Here is a 25065-nt window from a genome sequence, read left to right as displayed (position 1 = left end):
AGGCCTGGACCTTGATACACTAATCATTAGTATATCGGTTCCAGGCCCTTTTATATTCTCATTATCGATCTACTTTTAAAAGGCGCAGAGCATTCAAAATCACGATGATAGCAGCTCCCGTATCACTCAGTACTGCCAGCCATAGCGTGAGCCAACCCGGAAAAATCAAGGCTAATGCCGCGAATTTTACGATCAATGAGAACCAGATGTTCTGTTTGATGATTCCCAGGGCTCTTCTGCTTAAATTGATCGTGTGCGGCAGCTTTTCAAGGTTATCTGCCATTAACACGACATCCGCCGTTTCCATCGCGGTGTCAGTTCCTGCCCCGCCCATCGCGATACCCAAATCAGCTGTCGCAAGTGCAGGGGCATCATTTATGCCGTCCCCCACCATGGCCACTTTATGGCCTTCGCTTTGTAATTTCTTGATTGCATCCACTTTATCTTCCGGTAAAAGGTCAGCAAAATAGCGATTCACATTTGCTTCCTTAGAAATCATTCGGGCTGTGCCTTCATTATCACCTGTCAGCATCACGACCTGGCCGACACCGACATTTTTCAATCCATCCAATGCGGTTACAGTCGTTGTCCGGATCGAGTCAGCAACAGAAATGACTCCGATGATCTCTTGTGTTGTACCGATGATCACAACAGTCTTCCCAGTGCTTTGAAGGTCTTGAACAACTGCTTCAGCCTCGCCTAAAGGGATGTTCATCTCTTCAAATAGCCTTGCATTCCCTGCATAGTGGATGACTCCATCGATGGTGGCCTGAACGCCTTTCCCCACTATGCTTTTATATAACTCGCCTTCTTTAGATTCAATCCCTTTTTCATTTGCAAACCCCACAATCGTTTGTGCGATCGGGTGCGTCGAATAATCCTCCAATGTAAGGGCGATGGATAACAATTCATCTTCGGACGTGTTGAAAGACTTGATTTCAGAGACCTTCGGCTTCCCTTCGGTCAAGGTGCCCGTTTTATCAAACGCTATGGCCGTGATCGCCCCTGCTTTTTCAAGGAACGTACCACCTTTGATCAAGACTCCGTTCTTTGCAGCATTTCCAATTGCAGAAACGATCGCAACAGGAGTGGAAATGACCAGCGCACAAGGGCATGCAACGACTAACAATTCAAGCCCTTTATAAAACCATTCTCCCCATGGTCCAAAGCCTATTAGAGGCGGGAGCACCATGACAACCAGTGCCAGCACGAATACGATCGGCGTATAAACAGCCGCGAACTTATCAATGAACGCCTGGGTAGGGGCCTTCTGGTCCTGGGCTTCCTCCACCAGGTGAATGATCTTGGCGATGGTTGTATCTTCGGCTAATTTCGTGACTTTTATTTCAAGAGACCCATTCTCGTTGATCGTTCCCGCATAGACAGAATCCCCGGCTTCCTTATCCACTGGGATGGATTCACCTGTAATCGGCGCTTGATTGATACTCGATTCACCCTTTGTGATTTCTCCATCCAGCGGAATCCTGTCTCCAGGTTTCACCACTAAAATGTCACCTACGGCCACTTCTTCAACAGGCTTTTTCGTTAATTGAGATCCCACTTTGATCCATGCTTCTGATGGAGCAAGATTCATCAGGTTCCTGATGGAACTTCTCGTCTTTTCGATCGACATTGTTTGAAGTGCGGTTCCAAGAGCAAACAGCCAGACCACCGTAGCCCCTTCCAGCCACTCACCGATCAAGGCAGCACCAATCGCCGCCGCGGACATCAATACATTCATGTCCAATGAACGGCTTTTAACAGAATAATACGCGCTCTTAACCGGCTTATATCCGCTGATGACCATGGCCGCTGCGTACAATAGCGTGGTAATAAAAGTCGTAACACCAGTAAAAGAGCCGATGAAACCTAATGCAATCAGGATCCCTGAAGTGATGATACCACCGTATCCTTCTTTTGATGCATCTTCTGATGAAGGTGTATTCTTTGAAAACAGCGACGCTTTGAAACCGATTTTAGACACTTCGGACACGATTTCTTCCACACTGTTCTCATGGTCCACTTTCATTTTCCCAGTTGAAAAATTGACACTTACACTTTGGACTGCCGGGATCGTATTAAAATGGTTCTCGATACTTTTCGCACAGCTGCCGCAATCCATTCCTTCGACAGTATACACCCTCATATTCTTGTTTTGATTCAAGGGTTCAATTTTAAATCCAAGCTTTTGAACCTCAGACTCTACCTGTTCAAAATCGATCCCCACTACTTGCAGCTTTGCAGAATTATAATTTACCTTCGCTTCCTCTATCTTCGCTAACTTGCTCAGCCCTTTTTCGATGGATAAAGCACAAGAAGGGCAGTCCATTCCGTATATCCGATATACAGCCTTCTCCCCTTTTGGAGATTCTGATTCACTGCTGCAACAGGATGTAGCAGCTGCTTCTTTCGCTTCAGCGACTTCCTGACTGCCGCAGCACCCTGTTGATTTCCCAGCTTCAGGGGATGCATCTACTTCCGCATTCCCACTACAGCAGGATGATTTCGCTATACCCTTTTGTTGTTCAATTTCTATTGAACTTGTTTTCTCATTATCCTTTTGTTCTACTTTAGAACTGCAGCATGAATCTTCATCTGTTTCTTTCTCATCAACTGCTTCCTGACTACTGCAACAGCTCTTGGATTCGCCAGTTACAGGCGAAACTTCATTCCCGCTGCAGCTGTTTGTTTTAACTATATCCTCATGTTGTTCTCCTTTATTTGAACTGCAGCATGAATCTGCCAATTATTCCACCCCCTGAACAATATGATTCTTGCAGCATGCAACGTCATTTTGCACTTCGTCCAGCACCACATCGAACATCTTTAACAGGTCCCGGACATGCTGATTACTCAAGCTATAAAACGTATACTTCCCTTCCTGCCGTCCGACAATCAGACCGCAGCCCCTCAAGCATGCCAGATGCTGGGATATACTCGACTGATTCCCATCCAGGTCCTCGACGATCTGCGAAACCGTCTTTTCTTCTTCTCTAATACACTCCAAAATTTGAATTCTTATTTTATGTGCGAACCCTTGCAGGAACTTTACCTTTGTATCTAAATCAAACGTGTTGGCCAATTTATGCCCCTCCATCATATTAGGAATTTCTAATACGTACAGCTATCATATTAGCAATTTCTAATATGTGTGTCAAAATCAGATTTAAAAGGGCTTTCATAGATAATAATGCAAAAAGGACAGGGATCACGGTTTCATTTGAAACCGTGATCCCTGTCCTTTTCAAAGTTAATGGTCACTTTTAGCGGTGCCAGGCTCAATACCTGTGAATTGTGCCTGGAACAAAAACACCGATTTGTGTCTGGCACCATTCCTGCTAATTGTGCCAGGCACAAAACACGCGGTTTGTTCCTGGCACATGCCAATGACACCACTTCAACCGGCAGAATCATTCACGTCCTAAACACTCCAACTTACCTAAACAAATCCAAAAACAACTCCCAGAACCCTTTCTCCTTCTCAGGTTCCGCCTTCTTCTCTTCCACTTCTTCCTTCTCGATGCTCTTCGTCTTGATCACGAACTGCACGGAAGAAACCTTTTCATTCTTCTCAGAAACAAACGACACAGGTTCGAAATCAGACTTATCATACTCATCCATCATTTTATTGATTTCCTGCTGCATCTGATCAGGCAGGTCTTTCGTTTCCTGATGCAACTCTGACGTTCCATCGTGAAGCTCGCTGACACCGCCTGCTAATTTGCTTGTTCCGCCGGCAAGCTCAACGATTCCGGAATGCAATTTTCCGTAAGAAGAGGATAGCTGACCGACACCTTCAGTATAGCTCACCATTCCACTGTGGAACTCACCGTATTTAGCTGACAGTTCACTCAGGCCTTTTTGAAGCTCTGCCAGTCCGCTCATATCCGTTTCCTTCAGTGAAGCAGATAGATTGTTCGAAATCGACGTCAACTGTCCGCTGATCTCGGTCACTGCACCGCTCATCTGGTTCAACGACGGTTCCACTGCTGCGAACGCAGAGTTCACACTGTCATACGTCCCTTTCACCTTCTGCGCGGCAGCATGTGATGCAGCCAGCTTATCCACGACTTCCGGATTAGCAGCACTCTCACGGAGTGCAGCGATCTCCTCCTTCGTCACCTGACTCGCCGGGATTTCCTTGATCGCCCCGTTTAGTGCCGCATAGGCTTGTGAATAATTCTCCTTCAGCTTCGTCAATCCTGCTGCCGTTTCATTCAGACCGCCTGCAAGCTGATTCAGCCCCGCAGGCAATTCATTCAGGCTGGAAAGGTCCGTTTCAGCAGACTGCCCTGAAAGGGATTGATTGATGGACCCCAGCGCATCTCGGATGGAGGCCGACGCACCGACAAGCTGAGATGAAGAGCCGTTTAATTCAGCCACACCATTTTTATATTGAGCAGAACCGTCACGAAGTCCGGCAGCCCCGTTGTTCAACTTAGACACACCGTCCTCCAGTTCTACAACGCCATCATTCAGCTGACCGATGGCATTCGATAGTTCCGACATATCACCGGTCATTCCTTCAGTCCCCGTCGTATCGATCGGGAGTGTTGACGGAACCGCTGCGATCTCGACTCCCTTGTACTCAAAATCCTTCACATCCGCCTCAACACTCAACTTCTTCTCTTTTCCAGGCATGACTGTGAACGTGATTTGCTTATTCTTACCCGCATTCGCCACCATGCCGTCAGCCGCTTCGATGTTCTCATACGTATTCGGAAGGCTCATTGACACCTGCAATAAATAGTTTTCATAGAAAACAGAATCGCCGTTCGTATTCTCAGCCGTATCAATGTGGATTTCAAGATGCCCGCTCTTTCCGGCAAGCCCGGAAGGATCCATCTTCTGCCCATCAAGCACATACGAAACCTTCACATCCCACGGTAATTTTGTATTCTCGTTCATATTCCCTTGATACGTGAACTTTCCTTCAGCGGCTTCCATCTCAATCTTCTGCCCTTCCTGCTCAAGCTCCTTCAAATCGGTCAGGTTCTTCACGCTGCTGTACTGACCGTAATCGAGGATCCTCCCGGCACGCGCCACGTCGAACGTGTTCACGACGTAGATATGATCAAGACCTCCGTCCGAGTCCAATGTCGCATACACCACTTCATCCTTTGACGAGACCTTCCCTTCCGTCGCCGCCTGGGCAGGCACACTTAGAAATGAAGGCAAGAACAGCAGCAATGCGATTGCACTATACGTCAGTTGTTTTTTTTCCATATCATTTCTCCTCATAATAATTTGCTTTATAGGTTGTTTTCTTAATGACTTTATCAAATACCAAGAGCATCGCCGGCAGGACAAATAATACCATCACAAAGGCCAGCAGAGCCCCTCTTCCCATCAACAATCCGATGGATCCAACGATCGGATTGGAAGATGTGATCCATAAAATAAAACCGACACTGGACAGGATCGCGGCCGAAATCGAAATCGAGAACGTCTTTTCATCAAGTGTCCTCACCATCGCTTCTTTGGCAGGCATCTCCTTGCGATAATGGGTATACGCTTCCGTAAAGAGAATTCCGTAATCGACCGTCGCCGCCAGCTGTACCGTACTGATGATCAGATACCCGACGAACACGAGTGACGTATTCGTAAAGTATGGAATCGACAGGTTGATCCAGACGGCTGATTCGATTGTAATGAGCAGCACCACAGGAATTGAAATCGACCGGAAGCTGAACAGCAGTACAAGCGCAATCGTCACGACCGTCAGCACATTCACGACGACATTATCCTTCGTGACCGTATTTTTAATATCATACAGCGTCACGCTTTCCCCGAGTGCCAGTGCTTCATCCCCGTAATAATCTGAAGCTGCTTTTTTCACCTTTTCTACGATTGAAAAAGGGACCTTGCCTTCCGTTCCCTGATTCGTGTTAATGACGATCCGGCTGTAATTTTCAGAGTAGAATTCTTCCGTGATCGACTTGTCGAGATAGTCAGGCGGGATTTCGGTCCCTACCTGATTTACATAGGCCATAACGCCAGTCACATAGTCGAGACTCTCAATATCCTCGACCAACTCTTTCTCTTTCGCCATATCCCCTTTAGGCACAAGCAGCACGATCGGCGTCGTCTCCCCGAACGACTCTTCAACCTTCTTGAAGTCACTTCCTACACGCGTATCCTCAGGTGCTTCACCCGACCCGTAGATGAACTTCGTATTCGTCTGCCCAAGAAAAGCCGGAACAAGGATAGCGAATACCAGTACCAGGCTTGGGATCTTCAGTTTCAGCACCTTATTCCCGATCCCTTTGAAGCTCGGTACAAAGCTCCTATGCTTCGTTTTATCCATCCATTTATAGAAAACTAAAGTCAGCGCCGGCAGGAACACCATCACGCTGATGAAGCTCAGCACGATCCCCTTCACCAGGTTCACCCCGAGATCCGAACCGATCTGGAACTCCATGAACGTCAGCGCGATGAACCCAAAGAACGTCGTAGCTGCACTCGCTGTGATTGCCGGGAACGACTTCTTCATTGCAAGCTTCATCGCTTCCTCGGGATCATCCGTCTCTTTCCGGTAATCGGAAAAACTGTGAAGCAGGAACACTGCATAATCGAGCGACACCGCCAGCTGCAGAATAGGAGCCACCGACTGGGTGACGAACGACACCTCACCTAAGAAAATGTTCGTCCCCAGGTTGATCAGAACCGACACCCCGATCGCCGTCAGGAAAAACAGCGGCTCGACCCAGGAAGTCGTCGAAATGACAAGAATCAAAATGATCAGCGGAACAAGAAGCATCCCCGCATACATCGATTCGTTCCCCGCCATCTTCTGGGAATTCGCCGTATTGGCCGCCTCCCCGGCAATCGCACCATCCTCTCCTATCAGCTCATACACCTCATCCGTGATCCGGACTTCATCCCCGGTCCGTACACTGATAGAAAACAGAGCATTCCGCTCCTTATAGTAATTCTCAACCGTCTCTTGATCCGCCACTTCAAGCGGCGTCTTCAAATCGACCATATCATCCAGCCACATGACATCCGAAACCCCGTCAATGGCCTCTAATTTTTCCTTATAGGCAAGTGCCTCCTGTATCGACACATCGGTCACCATGACCCGCGTATCCGGCACCGCACCCGTAAACTCCTCCTCCATGATGTCCATCGCCCTCGTCGCCTGGGCATCATCCGGCAAATAATCGACCATATTATAATTGACCTTCACAAAAAACTGAGCCACTGTCGACAGGATCGTCACCAGCACGAATGCAATCAACACAGCCTTCTTATGCTTAATGATCCACGATGCAATATTTATCATCTCTCAACCTCACTTGTATCTATCACATTTTCACTTTATCATTATAATAAACACCGTGTTGGATATTCAACGGACAGTTGTGTAGGGAATGTTCTATACACAACACTTCATTTGAGTATGTTGGATAACTTGCCGGGCGGCTAAAAATGGAAAGAAAGGAACATGGAATGTGACCTCAAAAATGGACAGACGCAAACAATATACACGAATGGTTTTAAAAGAAAGCCTGTTGAAACTGCTGCAGGATAAATCGATCTCAAGCATCACCATCAAAGAAATCTGCGAAACGGCGGACATCAACCGCTCCACCTTCTATGCCCATTACTCAAACCAATACGAACTGCTCGAAGCAATCGAAGAAGAATTTATCGAAGACCTGACCGTAACACTGAGCCAATATAACTTCTCAAAAGAAGAAGAAGCCCTGCAAATGACCCAAAAATTATTCGAATACCTCACCGAAAAAAGCGGCATCTGCCACACCCTCCTGGGGGAAAACACCGATATGTATTTTCTGAAAAAAGGGATGAGGATCACCCACGAATTCATCTTCAAAAATTGGATCACCGACAGCGAAATCGATCAGGAAACGTATGAATATATCAATATATTCTTAGTGAGTGGAAGTATTCATGTGATCAAAAATTGGATTGAGAATGGAATGGAAAAGACGCCTGGGGAGATGGCGGGGATTTTGCATAATTTTATTAATCGGGGGTTGTCGGGGGTGCGGTGAAAGCTTTTTGAACGTAAAGCGTGAGAATTACGTACGCAATGGGGAACTATGGCTTTAAAATGGTCTCCATCCGCTGATCAAGCGGCAATGGTGGGGGCAGTGCCGGATGATTGTCCCCTTGATGAGATTAATTGTGCCTTATGTTTGACTAATTGTGCCCTTCATTTAATAATTGTGCCTTATATATTTTTATTGTGCCCTTGGCCAAATTAATTGTGCCTTTCATTTAAATAATTGTGCCCTTCACGACCAAAACCCAGCTCCATGAGCCAGGCACTTGTACAGTAAAGATAAGAAATCACAACAAAATAACCAAGGATCAGAACCCTTGGCTCAATTTAACCTATAGTTATCAAATCAATTATAGTCAGTTTCTTTTCCGGGACAAACAGCCTTATGAATGACGGGACACCAAACCTGTCCCTGCGTCCCACCTGTTCCGCAAAAACTCACAGAACGTCATGATATTCGGTTCCTCTGAACGGACTTTCAAGTTGATTGCTGACGTGATGATCGGTTCGGATATTTGATCGAGGATGGTGATGGATCCATTCACTATCTCCTGTTTGATCACATTCTCCCCCAGGATTGCGTACCCCGTTCCATTGAGGACGGCCCGCTTGATCATCTCATCACTCCCCCCGACGGTTATCGTTGATCGAGGGTGCTGACCGCTTCTCTTGAAATAGTGGTCAATGATCGTACTGAAGCTGCAATCCTCATTATACGAAATAAAGGCATAATCCCCCAGGATGTCCTGGAAGCTTCGATGTTCTCCAATCCCGGACGATACGACTACATACGCCTGTTCCTCTTCCAGAAACGTTTTTCTCATATGGATATCGTCGCATTCACTGGCAATGATTGCGATGTCGGCCACTTCATCTTTCACACTCTGAATGGCATGGATGCTGTTCAGCGGGAGCAGGCTGACCTTCACTTCCGGGTATACATCGGTATATTCCCTCACCACTTTTGCCAGATGCCTTTGACAATAGTATTCTGACGCCGCAATCGTGAGGACACCGGATGGCCCCCGCAATTCTTCCATCTCTTTTTCCATCTTGTCCATCAATGTAATTAACTGATCCACATGGCCTTTCAGTTTGATCCCTGCCGTCGTCAACATCGTCTTCTTGCCTACCCTCGTGAAAAGGGTATGATTCAGTTCTTTTTCAAGAGATTGTATCTGAAGTGTGATCGTGGGCTGCGAATAGGTAAGCCTCTTGGCTGCCTTTGTCATATTCAACTCTTCCGCCACGACTTGAAACGTCTTTAATTTTCTTATTTCCATCCCCATCACCGCTTATCAATAAGATCTATTCGGTATTGCCCCTTTAAGGAATCCCCTTATGAAAAATAGCCTAAAAATCTATAAATCTTTTAAATACTTCTATTTACCCCTTTCCCTTACTATACAACAAGATGGAGCACTTGAGCGTCCGATTCTGTCAAATGGTCAAGGTTTTCAACCGTTTCCTCCCTTTTACGGCTCTTACGATACCAATCTTCCTTATTTTAACTATTAAAAATTTTAATAGATGCGATTTGACCACTTTTAAGAATTGTAGGAAAATTCAATCATTAATTATTTTCTAGATTGGGGTTGATGGTATGATAGATTGGAAAACAATTAATGAAGAAGGGCTGCTGGCTCCTACGATGGCCAAGGATTTCCCTAACCTTCCTGTCGTAAAATCGGACGGTTATTTCTATATAGGTGCCGATGGCCGAAAGTACCTCGATTTCACCTCCGGCATCGCGACGGAAAACACAGGTCACCGACATCCGAAAGTGATCGCCGCCATCAAAGATCAAGTCGACCACTTGGTTCATGGTCCGATTGGGATCATCAATTACGAGTCGATCATTCAGTTGGCTAAGAAATTGAAAGCGCTTTTACCAGAGCCCCTGGATTGCTTTTTCTTCGGGAACAGCGGTGCTGAGGCGATTGAAGGAGCCGTTAAGTTAGCGAGACATGTGACCAAAAGGCAGTATGTCGTTTCCTTTCTTGGCGGGTTTCACGGAAGAACGATGGGCGCTCTCAGCCTGACCACCTCGAAAAGCAAATACCGCAGACATTTGCCGGTCGGGGCCAACATGACCTATCAACTGCCCTATGCCCAAATGACGGAAACACCCCATGGGCTAGACCATGATGAGTATTGGTCTGAGCATGTTGAGAAAGATTTCGAACGATTATTCAACCACCAGGTCGCACCGGATGAAGTCGCAGCCGTCATTCTTGAACCGGTACTCGGTGAAGGCGGATATGTCATCCCGCCTCGGGCCTGGCTTCAAAAAATCCGAGAAATCTGTGACCGCCACGGTATCCTGCTCATCTTTGATGAAGTCCAGACAGGCTTCGGCCGGACCGGAGACTGGTTCGCCGCCAACCGATTTGGCGTGACACCAGACATCATGGCGATCGCCAAAGGGATTGCGAGCGGATTACCGCTCAGTGCCACCGTTTCTTCTCGAGAGCTGATGGAACAATGGACCGTCGGCAGCCACAGTACAACATTCGGCGGAAATCCTGTCGCCTGTGCAGCTGCGTGTGCCACGATTGATGTGATGCAGGACGAAGGGTTAATCGAAAATGCAAGGCTTATGGGCGACTATGCTTTATCCCGGCTTCTTGAACTGAAAGACAAACATCCTTCCATTGGACAAGTCCGTGGCATCGGGTTGATGCTGGGGATCGAAATCATCCACCCATTCACAGGAAAGCCGAATGGTGAAGGCTTGATGAACATCCTCGAAAAGTGTTTGGAAAAAGGCGTCATCTTCTACTTAAGCGGCAACCAAGGTGAAGTCATCCGCATGATGCCGCCGCTCACGATCGACCAGGAACATCTCGACACCGGCATCTCCATGCTTGATGAAGCGTTGACAGAGTATGAGCGGAAGCTTGAGCCGCTAAAAGCGGAACAAACCATATAAAAAGGGGGAACACAAATGAAGACGGAAGTCAGAGTAAAAGAACAAGTCATGACGGGGGCATATTGGAAGTTCATTCTTCCTTCCCTGCTCGGGGCCCTATTATTTCTCGTACCGATTAAATTTGACGGGCAAGTCACCATCGGCGTCGGCATCTTTGCTTCACTTTTAAACGGACTGATCAGTGAATTCATACCTGCACTCATCATCATCATCCTTGGTTTATCCGCAAGCGTCTCCATTTTCACGAAAGTACTGAAACCAAATTTTATCCTGTCGAACAAGTTTTTAAAAGGCTTATTCGATATCGGTGTCATCGGGATCACGGCAAGAACCCTCGGCTTCGCCGTTGGTCTCATGACCATTCTTGAAATCGGACCTGAATTCATCTGGTCCCGAAATACAGGGGGAGTCGTCCTTTATGATTTAGCTCCGGTGCTGCTCACATGGTTCCTGTTTGCCGGGATCCTGCTGCCGCTATTAGTCGAGTTTGGCCTGATGGAATTCATCGGTGCGCTCGTCCATAAATTCATGAGGCCGATGTTCACCCTGCCGGGACGCTCTTCCATCGACTGCATGGCATCATGGATGGGTGCCGGGACCGTCGGCGTGCTCGTCACAACGAAACAATATGACGAAGGATATTATACAAAAAGAGAAGCAGCGGTCATCGCCACGACGTTCTCCATTGCCTCCGTTGCGTTCAGCCTGGTTGTGGCCAATATTGTCGGTCTTGGTCATCTCTTCATACCGTTTTACTTAACGGTCGCACTCGCCTGTGTGGTTGCAGCGGTCATCATGCCAAGAATTCCGCCACTTTCAAGAAAACCGAACACTTATTATGAACCCGTCGGCCAGCAAATTGATGAAACGATCCCTGAAGGCGTGTCGAAATTTAAGTGGGGACTGGAAAAAGCGGCTGAAAAAGCACAGCATGCCCCTTCACCAAAGAAACTGCTTATGAATGGCGTCCATACCGTACTTGATATCTGGCTCGGCCTGATCCCGCTCGTCATGAGCCTCGGAGCAGCTGCCTTGATCATCGCAGAATACACGTCTTTGTTCCAGATCATTTCGTATCCGTTCATACCGGTACTGGAATGGATGCAGCTTCCGGAAGCAGCCGCAGCATCCAAAACGATGCTCATCGGATTCGCCGACATGTTCCTGCCTCCTGTCATTGGAAGCGGCATTGAAAGCGAACTCACACGCTTTGTCGTGGCTGCCCTATCCTTAACACAACTTGTTTACATGTCTGAAATCGGGATCCTGATCCTGCGTTCCAACATCCCATTGAGCTTCCTGGATCTCTTTATCATCTTCATCCAACGAACGATCATAACGCTGCCGGTCATTGTGCTGATTGCTCATTTCATCGTATTTTGATGCTAAAAAACAAGCAGGAAATGGACTCCTGCTTGTTTTTACTTTGACACCCTTTTCTGCATAGGAAGAACTCTCCAATCTTCTTCAACCTTAATCTCTTCTCCAACAAGTTCCTCCACATCATTTTGCGGTTCAGCAGATGCGATTAATCCAGGAAAAAGTTCTTCTCTATACGCTCGATGAAAGCTCTCATCTTTCCAGCATGAAAGCACTAAGAAATGTGACTCCTTTTTTTCAGAAACAGCAAATATTCCACCAAGCATCCCTTTCGCTTCCCCCATCCCTGGATTCCAAACCGTCTCCTGCATTTGAATAAAACGATCCACACACCCAGGTTCCACTTGAGAAAAGGCTGCACGTACATACTCACCCTTTGCTAATGCCTGGATCATATTCTTTTCAGAACCAGGAATCTTTACGTACTCTTTATATAAAGTAATAGCGATCGATTGATACGTACTCCCCTGATTTGAGCCCATCAAAATGTCATCATGACCATGATCCATAAAATGTTGATATGCCTCTTGATCTTCCCAGAAAGCAAATATATAGGCAGTCAATGGATCCTTTATGCTCCAACCGCCGACTTGACCCAGGAAACCGTTCACCGGACTAATTGCACTCCATATTTTTTGCGCTTCATAAAAAGCTTGCCTGCACTCTTTTTTCACCTTACACGTTATGACTTTTATAAGCATAAAACCACCCCTGACTCCCAGAAAACATCCTTTTTAGATCTTTAACAACACTTTCCCTTCATACTGGCGGCTCTCAATCAACTCATGTGCTTTTGCCGCATCACTTAAATCAAAAATTCGTGCAATCGGCAGGCTGATTTCCTCAGAAACAAATAATTCTAACACCTTATCAGCAACAGGCGCTAAAAGTTCAGGCCTATGTTTCCTTGTCGTTCCCAAGCTGAAGCCTCTTACATTCCTGCAGGAGCTATGGACATCGCTCGTTTTGAAGCTGCCCGCCTTCCCGCTGCTGTTTCCGAACTGAACAAGGGTGCCATATAAGGCTAAACACTCCATGCTCCTTGAAGTGACGTCGCCCGCGACTGAATCGAAAATGACATTCGCTCCTTGTCCATTGGTTTTTTTCAGGACTTCTTCTGTGAATGTATCATACGTGTAAACGAGATCCGCCCCTAAATTCTTCACGTACACTTCTTTATTCAGATTCCCAACCGTTGCGATAATTGATTCTACGCCAGCCAGTTTAGCTAATTGGATCAACATCGAACCCACACCACCGGCCGCACTATGAATGACGATCGAATCGGTCTTTTTCACCTGGCCGATTTCATGGTAGAGAATATATGACAAGATAGATACGGTAGGCATCGCTGCAGCCTGTTCAAACAATAGGCTGTCCGAGATTTTGAATACCAACTTTTCATTGGCCTTTACATATTCTGCGTATGAACCACCGGCCGGGAAGGCTATGACCCGATCTCCCGCTGAAAAAGAGGTATCGCTCCCTGCCTTTTCGATCGTTCCGGCAGCATCCAACCCAAGAATGAGCGGGAAATCCCCTGAACCTTTAGCCCCTTTGCGTGACTTGATATCTGCATAATTCACACTCGTAAATGCCGTTTTTATCAGCACTTCATTTTCACTGATTTTTGGAATCTCGACATCAGTGAAATGCAGTACCCCGGCGTTTCCAAATTCATTTTGAATGACAGCCTTCATTATCTACACTCCCTCTATGCATCCAGCACATTTTCCCATTACCTACTCCTCATTTTACTTTACATTGGCGAATCCGAATAATATGAAAATTGAATGGGGAAGCATTAAATTTAGTTATTGAGTTCATAGATTGGAAGTTGAACCGAAAAATATATGGCCTAGAACAACAAATCAGTCAATACCGTAATAAATGGTGCCGTAACTACAATGCAATCAAAAAAGGTGCCTGCCACTCAACGCATAAAAATACACTCTGGGGACAGACACCTTACAATTATTTTAAAGCCAATTATGCTACACTCTCTAAAAGTTCCTAGTCAATGTAGTAGCTCTAGAGTTGCCTGGTGAGTTATTCGTCATTCCCTGGCATTACTATTGTAAAAGGTGTTAATTCCTTAGCTGGGACAAGTTTTGAAAAATTAAATTGCAAAACTGTATTCTCTAGCTTATAGTTTGTTATTCTTTCTTCACCGCTTAAGTCAAATGTAGATTGGAAGTGCACTTTCTTTTTATCGATAGTTTTCACTTCATTCATTCGGATGCTGTGATTTTTAGGTGGTACAGGATTTTCAGGATCGATACTGTCAATATACTCTTTATCCACCAGCAAGAATCCATATTGCAAATTATTTTCAATCAATTCAAGCTGATGCTTGCTTAAGCCCTCGGATATTCCCTTAATTTGATAATCGACTATAAGCTTGTTATCCTTTTGGACTATGTCGTTTACCTGCAGTCCCAATTTAAGCCGCTCGCTTTCTAATGTGAACGATTTTTTGTCCAGTAGTTGTTCGACTTTAGGATCTGCGACATGCATCTGAGGATAAAAGGTAAGTGATTTTACAGGCAGCTTTAACTTTTTCATTTCTATTCGGGTAGTAGTATGATAACCATCTTCTTGTTCAGATTTCTCAAGTGATGTTCCATTCCCAAATCTATATACGTTTCCTTTATCATCAATGGCTTTTGTCAGACGAATATCATCACCCTTGTATTTCTGCACTGTCTCATAGATAAGCGAAGAGGATGCCTTGGCAGAAAGAATTTCTTTTGTAAAAATGGCGACCTCATCTTCCCGGTATCTCTGCTCATGATCAATTGCAAGGGTACTGTTTTCTTCTTGCAGAATGGGAATATTAAAATTCCATTCCCCTTTTATCCCGTTGATATTATGAATCATTATAGGAAGGGTAGAGCTTTCTTTAAATGATTTGTAGGGATATTTCATTTTCCATTGAAAGTTATATCCATTTTTCACTTTTTTAATGTCTTTTGACATTCCATTTAACCAGGGATCGTGATCCCCTTCATAGTGTTCAAAATTCACATCAAAGCTTACTTCCCCAGTTTCGTTCTTGCCGTTTTCTACACCTTCATCTACAAATCCTGTTATTGATACCACATTGCCATCAAAATAGGCACTGGTCAGTTTTACAGTTATCTGATTTTTCGTCATTGATTTATTAAGTTCTGTGACTGCATTCTGATTGGCTAATTCCACTCCCATGGAATCATTGAACTCTTGAAAAATCCCTCCTATCAAAGGGGTATTAGCCAATACGTTATTCATTGCAGGATTAACAAACCCTGAGACAACAGTGATCCCAAGTAGAGCAGCTCCAGCCGCAACACCGGCAAGAAGCTTCTTTTTCTTTTTGTGACCACCTTTCATATCCTTATTTATACCTTTGGAGATGGCACTAAAAACTTTTTCTTTTGGTACAGGTATTTGTTCGATTGCTGTATTGAATTCCTTTTTATCCATGGCATTTATCCTCCTCACTTTTAAAGTACTTTTTTAGTTCTATTTTCCCTCTGCTTAAATACGTCTTTACTGTGTTTTCTGGTATTTCCATAACACTGCTTATCGCTTTTATTGAGTAATCATAATAGTAAAATAGAATAATGACAGTACGGTAATTTTCTCTCAACTGCTGAATGGCAGTTAGGAGTTGCAAGGATTCTTCAATGTTTGGATTTGATTGACCCGGCAGGTTTGACAATATTTCATCATTCAAGGGAACAATATTGCTTTTCCTCTTAAGTACTTGGCTAGAACATCGAATGACAATCCTTGTAAGCCAGGTCATAAAATACTCTGGATGTTTCAACGAATGTATGGATGTATAGGCCTGGTATGTTGCCTCCTGGACAACATCCAACGCATCTTCTTCATTATGTACATAGAGATATGCCGTTCGATAGATTCTCTCATAATGCTCTTGAGCTAACTTTTCAAACGCAACCTTATTACCTTTGATTGCTTTTTTAACTAGCCGATGGCTCTCTGCTTTCATCTATTTAACCTCCTTTACTAATTAGTGGCAACTACAATGAAGAAAAGTTTCAAAAGTTATGGATTTCTACAAAAAAATAATATGCAAATTAAATGAAGAGTCCAAAAAAAAACAGAAACCGTAATAGGTTTCTGCTTATTTTAAAACCAGTTTCGCCACGCACTCCACATGCGCCGTCTGCGGAAACATATCCACCGGCTGCAAATACTCAACCGTATACTGCTTCTTCAAATACTCAATATCCTTCGCCAAAGTAGAAGGATTACAGCTCACATACACAAACTTCTTCGGCTTCACTTCCTTGATCGTATCAAGGAACTTCTGATCACAGCCTGTTCTCGGCGGATCGACAACGACCACATCAGGTCTCCAGCCTTCCTTCTTCCACATCGGCATGAGTTCTTCTGCACTGCCGACGAAGTACTCGGCATGATCGACTCCGAATCGCTTTGCGTTTTTCTTGGCGTCATCGACTCCTTCTTTAACGACGTCCATTCCACGGATTTCTTTCGCTCCATCTGCAAGCCAAAGCCCGATGGTACCGACACCGCAATATGCATCGACTACCTTCTCTTCACCCGTCAGCCCCGCTGCTTTCTTCGCTTCGTTATAAAGCTTCGAAGTCTGAATCGGGTTCAGCTGGAAGAATGCCCGTGCAGAAAGCTCATAAGTGAACTCATCGAGGCGTTCTTCGATGCTTTCTTTTCCGGAAAGATGAATGGTTTCGTCACCAAAAATGATTCCCGTTTTCTTCGGATTGATGTTCTGTGCGATTGAAACGACTTCTGGAAGACGTTTTTCAATCTCTGAAATCAGTAAATCCTTGCGCGGAATCTTTTTCTCTGTCGTAACAAGTACCACTTGAACCTGTCCCGTTTCGAAACCGACACGTGTCACGATCGTTCTCAGGATCGGCTTCTTCTTTTTCTCATCAAAAACCGGGATGTTGAAATCGTTGATGATCCGCTTGATTTCGGTTGTGACTTTGTTCGTTGCCGAGTGCTGCACGATGCATTCATCGATGTTGATCAGCTTGTTGGAGTTCATGCTGTAGAGGCCTGCGAATGCTTTTCCTTTATGGGATTCCACTTGGAATTGGCTCTTGTTTCGGTAATGCCAAGGGTTCTCCATGCCAATTGTCGGTCGGACATCAAGTTCTTTCAGATTCAATTTCGTATGACGTTCAAGTGACTGCAGGACGATATCACGCTTTGCTTCTAGCTGACCTTCGTATGTAAGGTGCTGAAGCTGGCAGCCTCCACATTCTTCGTAGACGAGGCAAGGTGCCTTTGTACGCTGAGGTGACTTCTTGCGGATCTTCTTGATGCGTGCTTCGGTGAATTTCGGGTGCACCTTGGTGACTTCGACGACGACTTCTTCGCCAGTCAACGCACCGGGCACGAAGACAATTTTCCGTTTAAAGAAACCGATGCCCTCACCGTTGATTCCTATCTTTTTTATCGTAAGAGGAAACTGCTGTTTCAGCTCTATTTTCACTTCATTTTTATTAGCACTGCGGTTTTTCTGGTATTGCTTTTTCATTGGTTCACGTCCGTTCTATTCGATACTTCTCCATAAATACAGGGATGCATAGCTTAAATAAGGATGCCACTGCGAGCTGAATTTTTCAAGCTCTTCCTGGGTGGGCTTCCGGTCCATGTTAAATAAGATTTTGATGGCGTTCTGAATGCCGATGTCCGCTGTCGGGAACAGGTTCGGGCGGCCGAGTCCAAATAGCAGATAGCTCTGTGCCGTCCATGGACCGATGCCGCGGATTTTTGTCAGCTCTTTGATGATGGCTTCGTCCGTTTCGTGAGCAAGGGCGTCCAGGTTCAGCTCACCGCTTGCAACCTTCTGTCCGAGTCCGATGACGTACTCCGCCTTTCTTTGTGAAAATTGAAGCTCCCGTAATTCCTCAACTGTCAGTCCTGCGACTTTTTCAGGCGACGGATAAAACCAGGCGCCGTCCTTTTGCCAGCCATATGTCGTGACAAACCGATGGGTCAGCGTGAATGCGAACTTCAGGTTGAGCTGCTGATGGATAATGCTTTTCACAATCGTGGCAAACGGATCGAATTCCAGGATGATCGGCGTGCCGATATGCTCTTCGAAGATCGGCTTCAGCTCCGTTTGCAGGAAGTGATCGTGCACGTCATGAAGACCGATATGCCACTGAAAAATCTCTGCGATCCGGTTGTGCTTCTGTTCAAGATTATCTTCGTTTTCAAACGTCATCGTGAACTCGGGATCGTCCGTAGTGCCAGTGGCCTGTACTTTGATGACCTCTCCTTCTCCATGTGGGAGATAATATGGAACCTTCACGCTGCGGTCTTCCTTGTCGACTGCATTCAACGGATCCAGCGACAGCCTCTCCAGCACCCTGTCGAAATCATACGGCCCTTCAATCCTAACATTCCTCGTTACCATCGTCCTCATCCCTTCGCGTCAAAACTCGTATGTGTATTATAGCATATGGCGGGTGTAACACTTCAATGTTGCTGCACGTCTATTATGGTAGAATCAGGTAAAAGGGGCTGATGGATTTGAAAAAGTGGATGGCAGCCTTATTGCTGCTGATGCTGGCTGGCGGTTGTGATGAACCGGGAGATCAAGTTGAGGTGGAAGTGGGGAGAGCAGTCGAGGACTATGAACCGAAAGAAACGGATATTGTGAATACACATGGGAATGTAGAAAATCTTGAACGATTCGAATCATTTTATGAACATGCGCAGAATGGAAAGAAAGACAATATTCGAGTTGTTTATTATACAGAAGAAGGTGACCCCATTCTGCAGGACATTAATTTTGATGGAACATCTTTCAAATCCAGAACCGATACGAGGAGAGATAAGTTCGGGAAAGGAAGCGTTCAAAATTTGACCTGTAATGGTATCGAATACACCACAAATAGTAATATGGCTGACCATGTGTACAAACTTACAGATTGCAATAATGAGCGTCCTGAAGAAATTATACTCTGGTACTAAAATAAACATACTTTAATCCATTAACGCACCGAGGGACGGGCCTTTAGTCAACTAAAGGCCCGTCCCTCCTATTTCATTGCTGGATGTTCATCGAGGCTTTTGAATGTGTATCCGCGTTTTTTCAGGTCTTGGATTGCTTTTTCCAAAGCATCTGCATTGTCTTTAGAGACCGTATGCAGCAGGATGATGGCTCCCGGATGGATTTGCGCCATGATGTTGTCGTATGAGTATTTCCAACCACGCTGTTGGTTTGTTTTCCAGTCGACGAATGCGAGTGACCAGAAGACGTGGCGGTATCCTTCCTGCTGGGCGATTTGGAGGGTACGCTCGCTGAATACGCCTCTTGGAGGGCGGAGGTACTTCATTTCTTTTTGCCCTGTCAGTTCGGCTGTTTTCACTTTGACCTTTTCAAGTTCCTCCCGCACCCGCTGGTCGGTCGTGGCTGTGAAATCAGGGTGATGCCAGGAATGGTTCCCGACAATATGCCCTTCTTTCACCATTCTTTTCACGAGATCCTCAGCGCTGAGAAGATAGTGCCCTGTGACGAAGAACGTCGCCGGGACTTTTTCTTTTTTAAGGACATCAAGTACCTTTTCTGTGAAACCATTTTCGTAGCCGTTATCAAATGTGAGGTAGATATCTTTTTTATCAGTGGAACCTTTATAAAACGCCCCGTATTTCTCAAGAAGTGCGTCGTGGGCAGATCCCGCTTCAGCAGGCACTTCATTGCGGCTCTTCTTGAATCCCCAGCCGATCGGATTATTGGACACGGCTTTCGCATTAGCCGGCAGGATCAACACAAACAAGGACGCAATCAATAGGATCTTCAGTAACTTGGCCATAATAACCTTCCTTCTCCTTCGTTTTCTTTAGTTTTTGAGAAGTTGATGGTTTCATGCTTACTAAAAGTATCCAAATTTTAATCAGCGCGCGCGGGACACGTGCGAAATTCCCATCTTTTGCTCGAAATCCTGAATATATGCTCGATATAAATTGTTTTTTGCTCGAAATCAGGATTTTATGCTCGATGTGTCGAACTCCCTTCAAATCTTCATATGATTTCAGAAGCTATTTACTGTGATCTACCAGTCTGTTTCACATCATCTACTGAAACGCCTGATACTCCTCAGACGCCAATTCCTTCAGCTTCGATTTATTCTTCTCAATGAACTTCTTCACCGCTTCCTCATCATTCACATCAGGATAATCCTTGAATTCCTCTTTTAGTTCCTTCTCCACCTGCTGTCTCGTGACAGCCACAGTGGTTCCGTCGATCGTGAACTCAAACCCTTTTGCATTCGGCACTAATAGCGCAAGATAAATAGCATTATAATAAAAGTTCTGTTTATCAACATTTTTTCCATTGAACCAGTATTCGTTCAATTGTTCCTCAGAAATCTCGGAACCCTCTTCAAATCCGTATGTAACCTTGATCCACTCACGGGACAAATCAAGCTCCTTCACGGTTTCACCACCGGCAAGATCTTGAACGATGCTGTACACTGCAGTATTGTCCCCGACATATGTACCGGTCTTTTCCTGCAATTTCTCTATATTTACATTGTCGATGGTCTTGATCTTCACCTTGTTGGCAGGTTCACCGCATCCAGCCATTACCAGTGCCGCCGCGGCCATCATCATGATGATTGATTTAATCCGTTTCATACAATCCCTCCACTCCCCCGTAGTATAATGGATATGGCGTTTTTTGGAAAGTTCCTTTGGTCTTATCGTTCCATGATTGCTGGGGTATTTATACCACTCCCACCTTTAAAAAACGCAGCGGATGAAAAACCCGCTGCGTTCTGACCTTCGCTATCAAAAATAAATAAACATCATTACAGGCATTACTATAATCAGGAACAAAACAGAAAGAGCGGTTAAAATATACTCTCTTCTCTCCCGATCAAATTTCCACTCCATAAAAGCTCTAAAGCTGAACAACAGGAAAAAAATAAACGGCATCAGCACCCCAGGTCCAATGCTTTTAAACTCGATATTAAATAAAATGATGATTGACCCGATTACGATGAAAGCTTCGATCCAACCTTGAACAGGGTGCACCGGTTTATACAATATCCCTTCCCTCTTGGGGATCTTCAGCTTTTTCCTCAGCCAGCGGTCAGCTAAAAAGCCCAGAGCTGCAATCACCACAAAAGCTGCCAGCAGCATGATAAAAATGTAATCAACGAACATATGGTTCACCTTCTCCACTCAAAGTCACTGTCCAGAGCTGCCGCCTGAATCCCTGTGACTCCCCATCGAATAATTCTGATCCTCCCCAGGCTTCGCACCTGGATTGATCCCAGGCAGGTGATTATCGTTATTCCTTTTCTTCCTGCGTACATCGATGAAATAAGCAAATATCAAAACCCCTGCGATCATGATCCAGAACCACCACATGGCCATCGCCTCCTTTTCATATCCTATGACAACCCGGCGACCCTTAAAACTCTACATAAAACGGATGAGTCCCTTCATCAAGACAGTATCTGATCCTCTCCCTGAAATTCGGAAAAGTCACCATTTCCAGTGCTTGCTCAATAGGAAAATATCCAACCTCCAGGCTCTCATCAGAAGTGGTCAACGTCCCGCCGACCGGTTTGGCCAAAAATAGCGTGTTACAGATTGACTGTTTCACATTTTGAAAAATACCGCAGAACTTAGTGATTTCAACTTCTATTCCGGATTCCTCAATGGTCTCCCTGATTGCCGCCTCCTTCAGCGATTCTCCTTCTTCCACTTGTCCGCCGGGCATTTCCCATCCCATTCGTGGCCCCTTAATCAACAGCATCTCCCCTTGATCATTGATGACAATCGTGGCAGCAGAGACAATGTGTTTTGGCGGTGTATATGTTTGTTTCGTATTTTTATTTAAACCCATTTCGACATTCCCCATCCTATATGTATTAGAAAACCTAACACCCTTATTTTACCATACAACCAAAAGTAATTGTCCGAAAATTCATATAAAAAAACGCCTCGTGCATACAAACGAGACGTTTCCTGGATACCACTCTTTACAGATGGCTATTGAATTATTTAAAAACCGGCTCCTTGAACTGTGCCAACTTCTCCAATGATGACTTATCCACTTCTTCATGAAGGGAATTGCCATGAGAATCCATCGTCACGACCGCAGTAAACCCTTCAACATTCAAGTGCCACATTGCTTCAGGAATACCAAACTGCATCAAATCAACACCGTCTACACCTTTGATGCAGTCAGCATAATACTGAGCCGCTCCGCCGATCGCATTCAAGTAAACACCGCCGTGCTCCTTCAGTGCAGCAAGCGTCTTAGGACCCATTCCGCCTTTACCGATGACCGCGCGGATACCGAAGCGCTTCATGATGTCGCCTTGATAAGGCTCCTCACGAATTGACGTCGTAGGACCTGCCGCTTTCACGTGCCAGTTGCCTTCGTCGTCCTTCAGCATGACCGGACCGCAGTGATAGATGACCTGCCCATTTAAATCCACCGGTGCATCATTATCACTCAAATGCTTGTGGATCGCGTCGCGGCCAGTGTACATGCGGCCGTTGATTTGAACGACGTCTCCCACTTTCAACTCGCGGATCTGATCTTCCGTGATCGGTGCTTGAAGCGTCACCACATTAGGCTTTTCACCGGAATCGGCAGCTGCAGTTTCAAGTTCAGCCTCGGAACCTTGTGTCAAATCGATCTTGTCACCTTCCTGATAGAACCACTCGTCGATGCCTCCATCTGCAGCAAGCTTCACACCAAGGCGTCTGAATGCCCAGCAGTTATACGCAACCGATACGAAGAAACTAGCCGGGATGCGGTTCATCACGCCGACCTTACAGCCAAGGAGCGTCGTTTCCCCGCCGAAGCCCATTGTACCGATGCCAAGCTCGTTCGCATTATCCATCACATATTCTTCTAATTTACGAAGATCTTCATTCGGATTCACATCGTCCACGGAACGGAAAAGCTGTTCCTTCGCCAAGTCGTACCCTGAAGAGCGGTCTCCCCCGATACCGACTCCGATGAAACCTGCGCTACATCCCTGCCCCTGTGCCTGGTACACGGAATGCATCACGCACTTGCGGATCCCGTCAAGGTCGCGGCCGGCACGGCCAAGCCCTTCAAGCTCACAAGGAAGGCTGTACTGGATGTTCTTATTTTCACAGCCCCCGCCTTTCAAAATCAGACGAGCGTCTACATACTCTTTTTCCCACTGCTCGAACTTGATGACAGGCGTACCTAAACCGAGATTGTCACCTGAGTTCGCCCCAGTCAAGGAGTCTACAGAGTTCGGACGCAGCTTACCGTCCTTCGTCGCCTGAACCATCGCCGCATAGATCGCTTCTTTGATCTCCAGCTGATTCACACCGACAGGAGTTTTTATTTTAAATGTAGGAAGACCCGTATCCTGACAAATCGGAGATACATTGTCATCCGCCATTTTCACGTTGTTCGAAATCGTATCAAGACTCATCGCCGCTCTCGTCCCCGCGTTCTCACGCTCTTTTGCAGAACGAATCGCCCGGCGCACATCCTTTGGTAAATTCGTAGATGTCTCCACAATCAAGTCATACATACTTTGCTGCAATGTCTCTTTATTCATCGTTCTTCCCCTTTCCCCTCTAACAATCGAATTGATCAAACGATTCATGATTTTCACCCATCATTATACTCCTATAAGATTCCGATTGAAAGGGATTTCACAAAGGAAATTCCTTTTGGAAATAACAGGACACCTCATCCTCATGAGTGACTGAATACCCATTCTTCTTGTAAAAATGGATGGCATCCGCCCAGTGCTTATTCGTTTCAAGAATGAGCCTGCGTGCCCCGAGGGCCTGTGCCTCATTTTCCAAATGGACCAGCATCTGACGTCCGAGACCGTGCTTTCGATAAGGTTTCAACATCGACATCCTCACAACCTGAAATGTAGCTTCCGACTCTCTTCTGATCGCCCCCGTACCGATCATTTTATCTCCGTCCATACCGACATAAAATAAAGCATCACCCTGCATGTACTCAGTCCAAATATCCTGGATATCTGGGTTCAGGCTGTGATCGATGAAACCGAATCGCTCGAGGAAACCTGCAAGGATGACCTCCTTCGCTTCGGCGCACTGCTCTCTCCTGATTGCTTGGATTTGCATATGAATCTCTCCCTTTTATATGAACCACTGTTAAGAATTTGACTAAAACTGAGAAAATCCTTCAAGCTGCAGGGTATTTTGCGACAGGATTCATCATTTTCCGGGAAATATCGATGGTATGCCTTTTACGTTGCGGTGCCTGGAACAAATCGCCTGGATTGTTCCAGGCATAGGGTGGATGGATTGTTCCTGGCACAATTCACTGAAAACGTGCCAGGCACCGACCACCACCATAACCGAGCCTGGCTCAATAACCCCAAACCGAGCCTGGCTCAAATTCTCAAAACCAACAAAACAAAAAAAGAGCCCTTCACCAGGACTCTCATTCACTCTTCTTAAACTGTTCGCACTTCGTCTCTATATCATCGATCATTGAAATCAAACGATCGATATCTTCTACATCAGCCTGCTCAGGGTCGATGGAATCTAACACATCGACAAACAGATTCAAACGCTGTTTTAGGTAATCAACCTGCGAGTTCTTATCGTTCACTGCTTTGCCCAACGGAATCTCTCCTTTCATACCTATCTTATGGTAACCAATAACTTACGGATTGACAAGGGGTACTCAGAATTCAATAATGAGGTAGTGACTTATTTA

Annotated in this window: 23 protein-coding genes; 4 read left to right on the top strand and 19 right to left on the bottom strand. The window is 45.6% G+C overall.

The window, feature by feature from the left end; translation table 11 throughout:
- Positions 1-61: 61 nt before the first annotated feature.
- From ACXAFV_RS11010 to ACXAFV_RS10995, 4 genes are all read right to left on the bottom strand, one after another.
- Positions 62-2512 carry a heavy metal translocating P-type ATPase gene (locus ACXAFV_RS11010; protein WP_475126924.1) on the bottom strand — a complete coding sequence of 817 codons (2451 nt, stop codon included), beginning with the start codon at positions 2510-2512 and terminating at the stop codon, positions 62-64.
- A gap of 234 nt (positions 2513-2746) precedes the next feature.
- A complete protein-coding gene (locus tag ACXAFV_RS11005; protein WP_475126474.1) occupies positions 2747-3082 on the bottom strand; it encodes an ArsR/SmtB family transcription factor in 336 nt (111 codons plus the stop codon).
- A gap of 353 nt (positions 3083-3435) precedes the next feature.
- Complete coding sequence (locus tag ACXAFV_RS11000; RefSeq protein WP_475126473.1) at positions 3436-5226, bottom strand: YhgE/Pip domain-containing protein; 1791 nt, start codon at positions 5224-5226, stop codon at positions 3436-3438.
- Between the two features lies 1 nt (position 5227).
- On the bottom strand, positions 5228-7285 hold the full coding sequence (locus ACXAFV_RS10995; RefSeq protein WP_475126471.1) for an efflux RND transporter permease subunit: 2058 nt from the start codon (positions 7283-7285) through the stop codon (positions 5228-5230).
- A gap of 181 nt (positions 7286-7466) precedes the next feature.
- On the opposite strand from ACXAFV_RS10995, the gene ACXAFV_RS10990 reads away from it, so the two are divergent.
- Entirely contained in the window at positions 7467-8021 is a 555-nt protein-coding gene (locus tag ACXAFV_RS10990) for a TetR/AcrR family transcriptional regulator (RefSeq protein WP_475126470.1), read from the top strand.
- A 394-nt stretch (positions 8022-8415) separates the two neighbouring features.
- On the opposite strand, the gene ACXAFV_RS10985 is transcribed toward ACXAFV_RS10990, so the two are convergent.
- Entirely contained in the window at positions 8416-9315 is a 900-nt protein-coding gene (locus ACXAFV_RS10985) for a LysR family transcriptional regulator (RefSeq protein ID WP_475126468.1), read from the bottom strand.
- Between the two features lie 320 nt (positions 9316-9635).
- Here ACXAFV_RS10985 and ACXAFV_RS10980 point away from each other — a divergent pair, with 320 nt between their 5' ends.
- The gene (locus ACXAFV_RS10980) at positions 9636-10964 is read left to right on the top strand and encodes an aspartate aminotransferase family protein (protein WP_475126467.1); all 1329 of its coding nucleotides are present in this window, start codon (positions 9636-9638) and stop codon (positions 10962-10964) included.
- 15 nt (positions 10965-10979) lie between these two features.
- Positions 10980-12347: a YjiH family protein gene (locus ACXAFV_RS10975; RefSeq protein WP_475126466.1), complete on the top strand. Its 1368-nt coding sequence runs from the start codon at positions 10980-10982 to the stop codon at positions 12345-12347.
- A 38-nt stretch (positions 12348-12385) separates the two neighbouring features.
- Here the strand turns inward: ACXAFV_RS10975 and ACXAFV_RS10970 are convergent, their stop codons facing one another.
- From ACXAFV_RS10970 to ACXAFV_RS10945, 6 genes are all read right to left on the bottom strand, one after another.
- Positions 12386-13045 (bottom strand): YdbC family protein, encoded by a 660-nt coding sequence (locus tag ACXAFV_RS10970; protein ID WP_475126465.1) that lies wholly within the window; start codon positions 13043-13045, stop codon positions 12386-12388.
- Between the two features lie 33 nt (positions 13046-13078).
- On the bottom strand, positions 13079-14044 hold the full coding sequence (locus tag ACXAFV_RS10965; protein WP_475126464.1) for a quinone oxidoreductase family protein: 966 nt from the start codon (positions 14042-14044) through the stop codon (positions 13079-13081).
- Positions 14045-14393: 349 nt separating this feature from the next.
- Positions 14394-15809, bottom strand: coding sequence for a DUF4179 domain-containing protein (locus ACXAFV_RS10960; RefSeq protein ID WP_475126462.1), 1416 nt, complete (start codon positions 15807-15809; stop codon positions 14394-14396).
- A complete protein-coding gene (locus ACXAFV_RS10955; RefSeq protein ID WP_475126461.1) occupies positions 15802-16341 on the bottom strand; it encodes a sigma-70 family RNA polymerase sigma factor in 540 nt (179 codons plus the stop codon). The genes ACXAFV_RS10960 and ACXAFV_RS10955 overlap by 8 nt, the downstream gene beginning before the upstream one ends.
- A gap of 135 nt (positions 16342-16476) precedes the next feature.
- Entirely contained in the window at positions 16477-17883 is a 1407-nt protein-coding gene (gene rlmD, locus ACXAFV_RS10950) for a 23S rRNA (uracil(1939)-C(5))-methyltransferase RlmD (RefSeq protein WP_475126460.1), read from the bottom strand.
- Positions 17884-17898: 15 nt separating this feature from the next.
- Positions 17899-18768, bottom strand: a complete 870-nt coding sequence (locus tag ACXAFV_RS10945; RefSeq protein WP_475126459.1) for a DNA-3-methyladenine glycosylase family protein — start codon at positions 18766-18768, stop codon at positions 17899-17901.
- A gap of 116 nt (positions 18769-18884) precedes the next feature.
- Between ACXAFV_RS10945 and ACXAFV_RS10940 the strand changes: the two genes are divergently transcribed.
- Positions 18885-19328 (top strand): DUF4362 domain-containing protein, encoded by a 444-nt coding sequence (locus tag ACXAFV_RS10940; RefSeq protein WP_475126458.1) that lies wholly within the window; start codon positions 18885-18887, stop codon positions 19326-19328.
- 68 nt (positions 19329-19396) lie between these two features.
- Here ACXAFV_RS10940 and pdaA read toward each other — a convergent pair whose 3' ends face one another.
- The 8 genes from pdaA to ACXAFV_RS10900 form a co-directional block, all read right to left on the bottom strand.
- Entirely contained in the window at positions 19397-20170 is a 774-nt protein-coding gene (pdaA, locus tag ACXAFV_RS10935) for a delta-lactam-biosynthetic de-N-acetylase (RefSeq protein ID WP_475126457.1), read from the bottom strand.
- Between the two features lie 262 nt (positions 20171-20432).
- Positions 20433-20993: a DUF4825 domain-containing protein gene (locus tag ACXAFV_RS10930; protein ID WP_475126455.1), complete on the bottom strand. Its 561-nt coding sequence runs from the start codon at positions 20991-20993 to the stop codon at positions 20433-20435.
- A gap of 153 nt (positions 20994-21146) precedes the next feature.
- On the bottom strand, positions 21147-21524 hold the full coding sequence (locus ACXAFV_RS10925; RefSeq protein ID WP_475126454.1) for a DUF4181 domain-containing protein: 378 nt from the start codon (positions 21522-21524) through the stop codon (positions 21147-21149).
- Positions 21525-21548: 24 nt separating this feature from the next.
- Positions 21549-21731, bottom strand: a complete 183-nt coding sequence (locus tag ACXAFV_RS10920) for a hypothetical protein (protein ID WP_475126452.1) — start codon at positions 21729-21731, stop codon at positions 21549-21551.
- 43 nt (positions 21732-21774) lie between these two features.
- Positions 21775-22212 (bottom strand): NUDIX hydrolase, encoded by a 438-nt coding sequence (locus ACXAFV_RS10915; RefSeq protein ID WP_475126451.1) that lies wholly within the window; start codon positions 22210-22212, stop codon positions 21775-21777.
- Positions 22213-22366: 154 nt separating this feature from the next.
- The gene (locus ACXAFV_RS10910; protein WP_475126922.1) at positions 22367-23920 is read right to left on the bottom strand and encodes a fumarate hydratase; all 1554 of its coding nucleotides are present in this window, start codon (positions 23918-23920) and stop codon (positions 22367-22369) included.
- Positions 23921-24017: 97 nt separating this feature from the next.
- A complete protein-coding gene (locus ACXAFV_RS10905) occupies positions 24018-24464 on the bottom strand; it encodes a GNAT family N-acetyltransferase (protein WP_475126450.1) in 447 nt (148 codons plus the stop codon).
- A gap of 322 nt (positions 24465-24786) precedes the next feature.
- Positions 24787-24969 (bottom strand): SE1561 family protein, encoded by a 183-nt coding sequence (locus ACXAFV_RS10900; protein ID WP_032085683.1) that lies wholly within the window; start codon positions 24967-24969, stop codon positions 24787-24789.
- Positions 24970-25065 lie beyond the last annotated feature (96 nt).

It is taken from the genome of Rossellomorea sp. ABR4_012 (assembly GCF_056159545.1).
The sequence above is the reverse complement of the archived record's forward strand: the minus strand, read 5'-3'. Positions and strand labels throughout refer to the sequence as shown.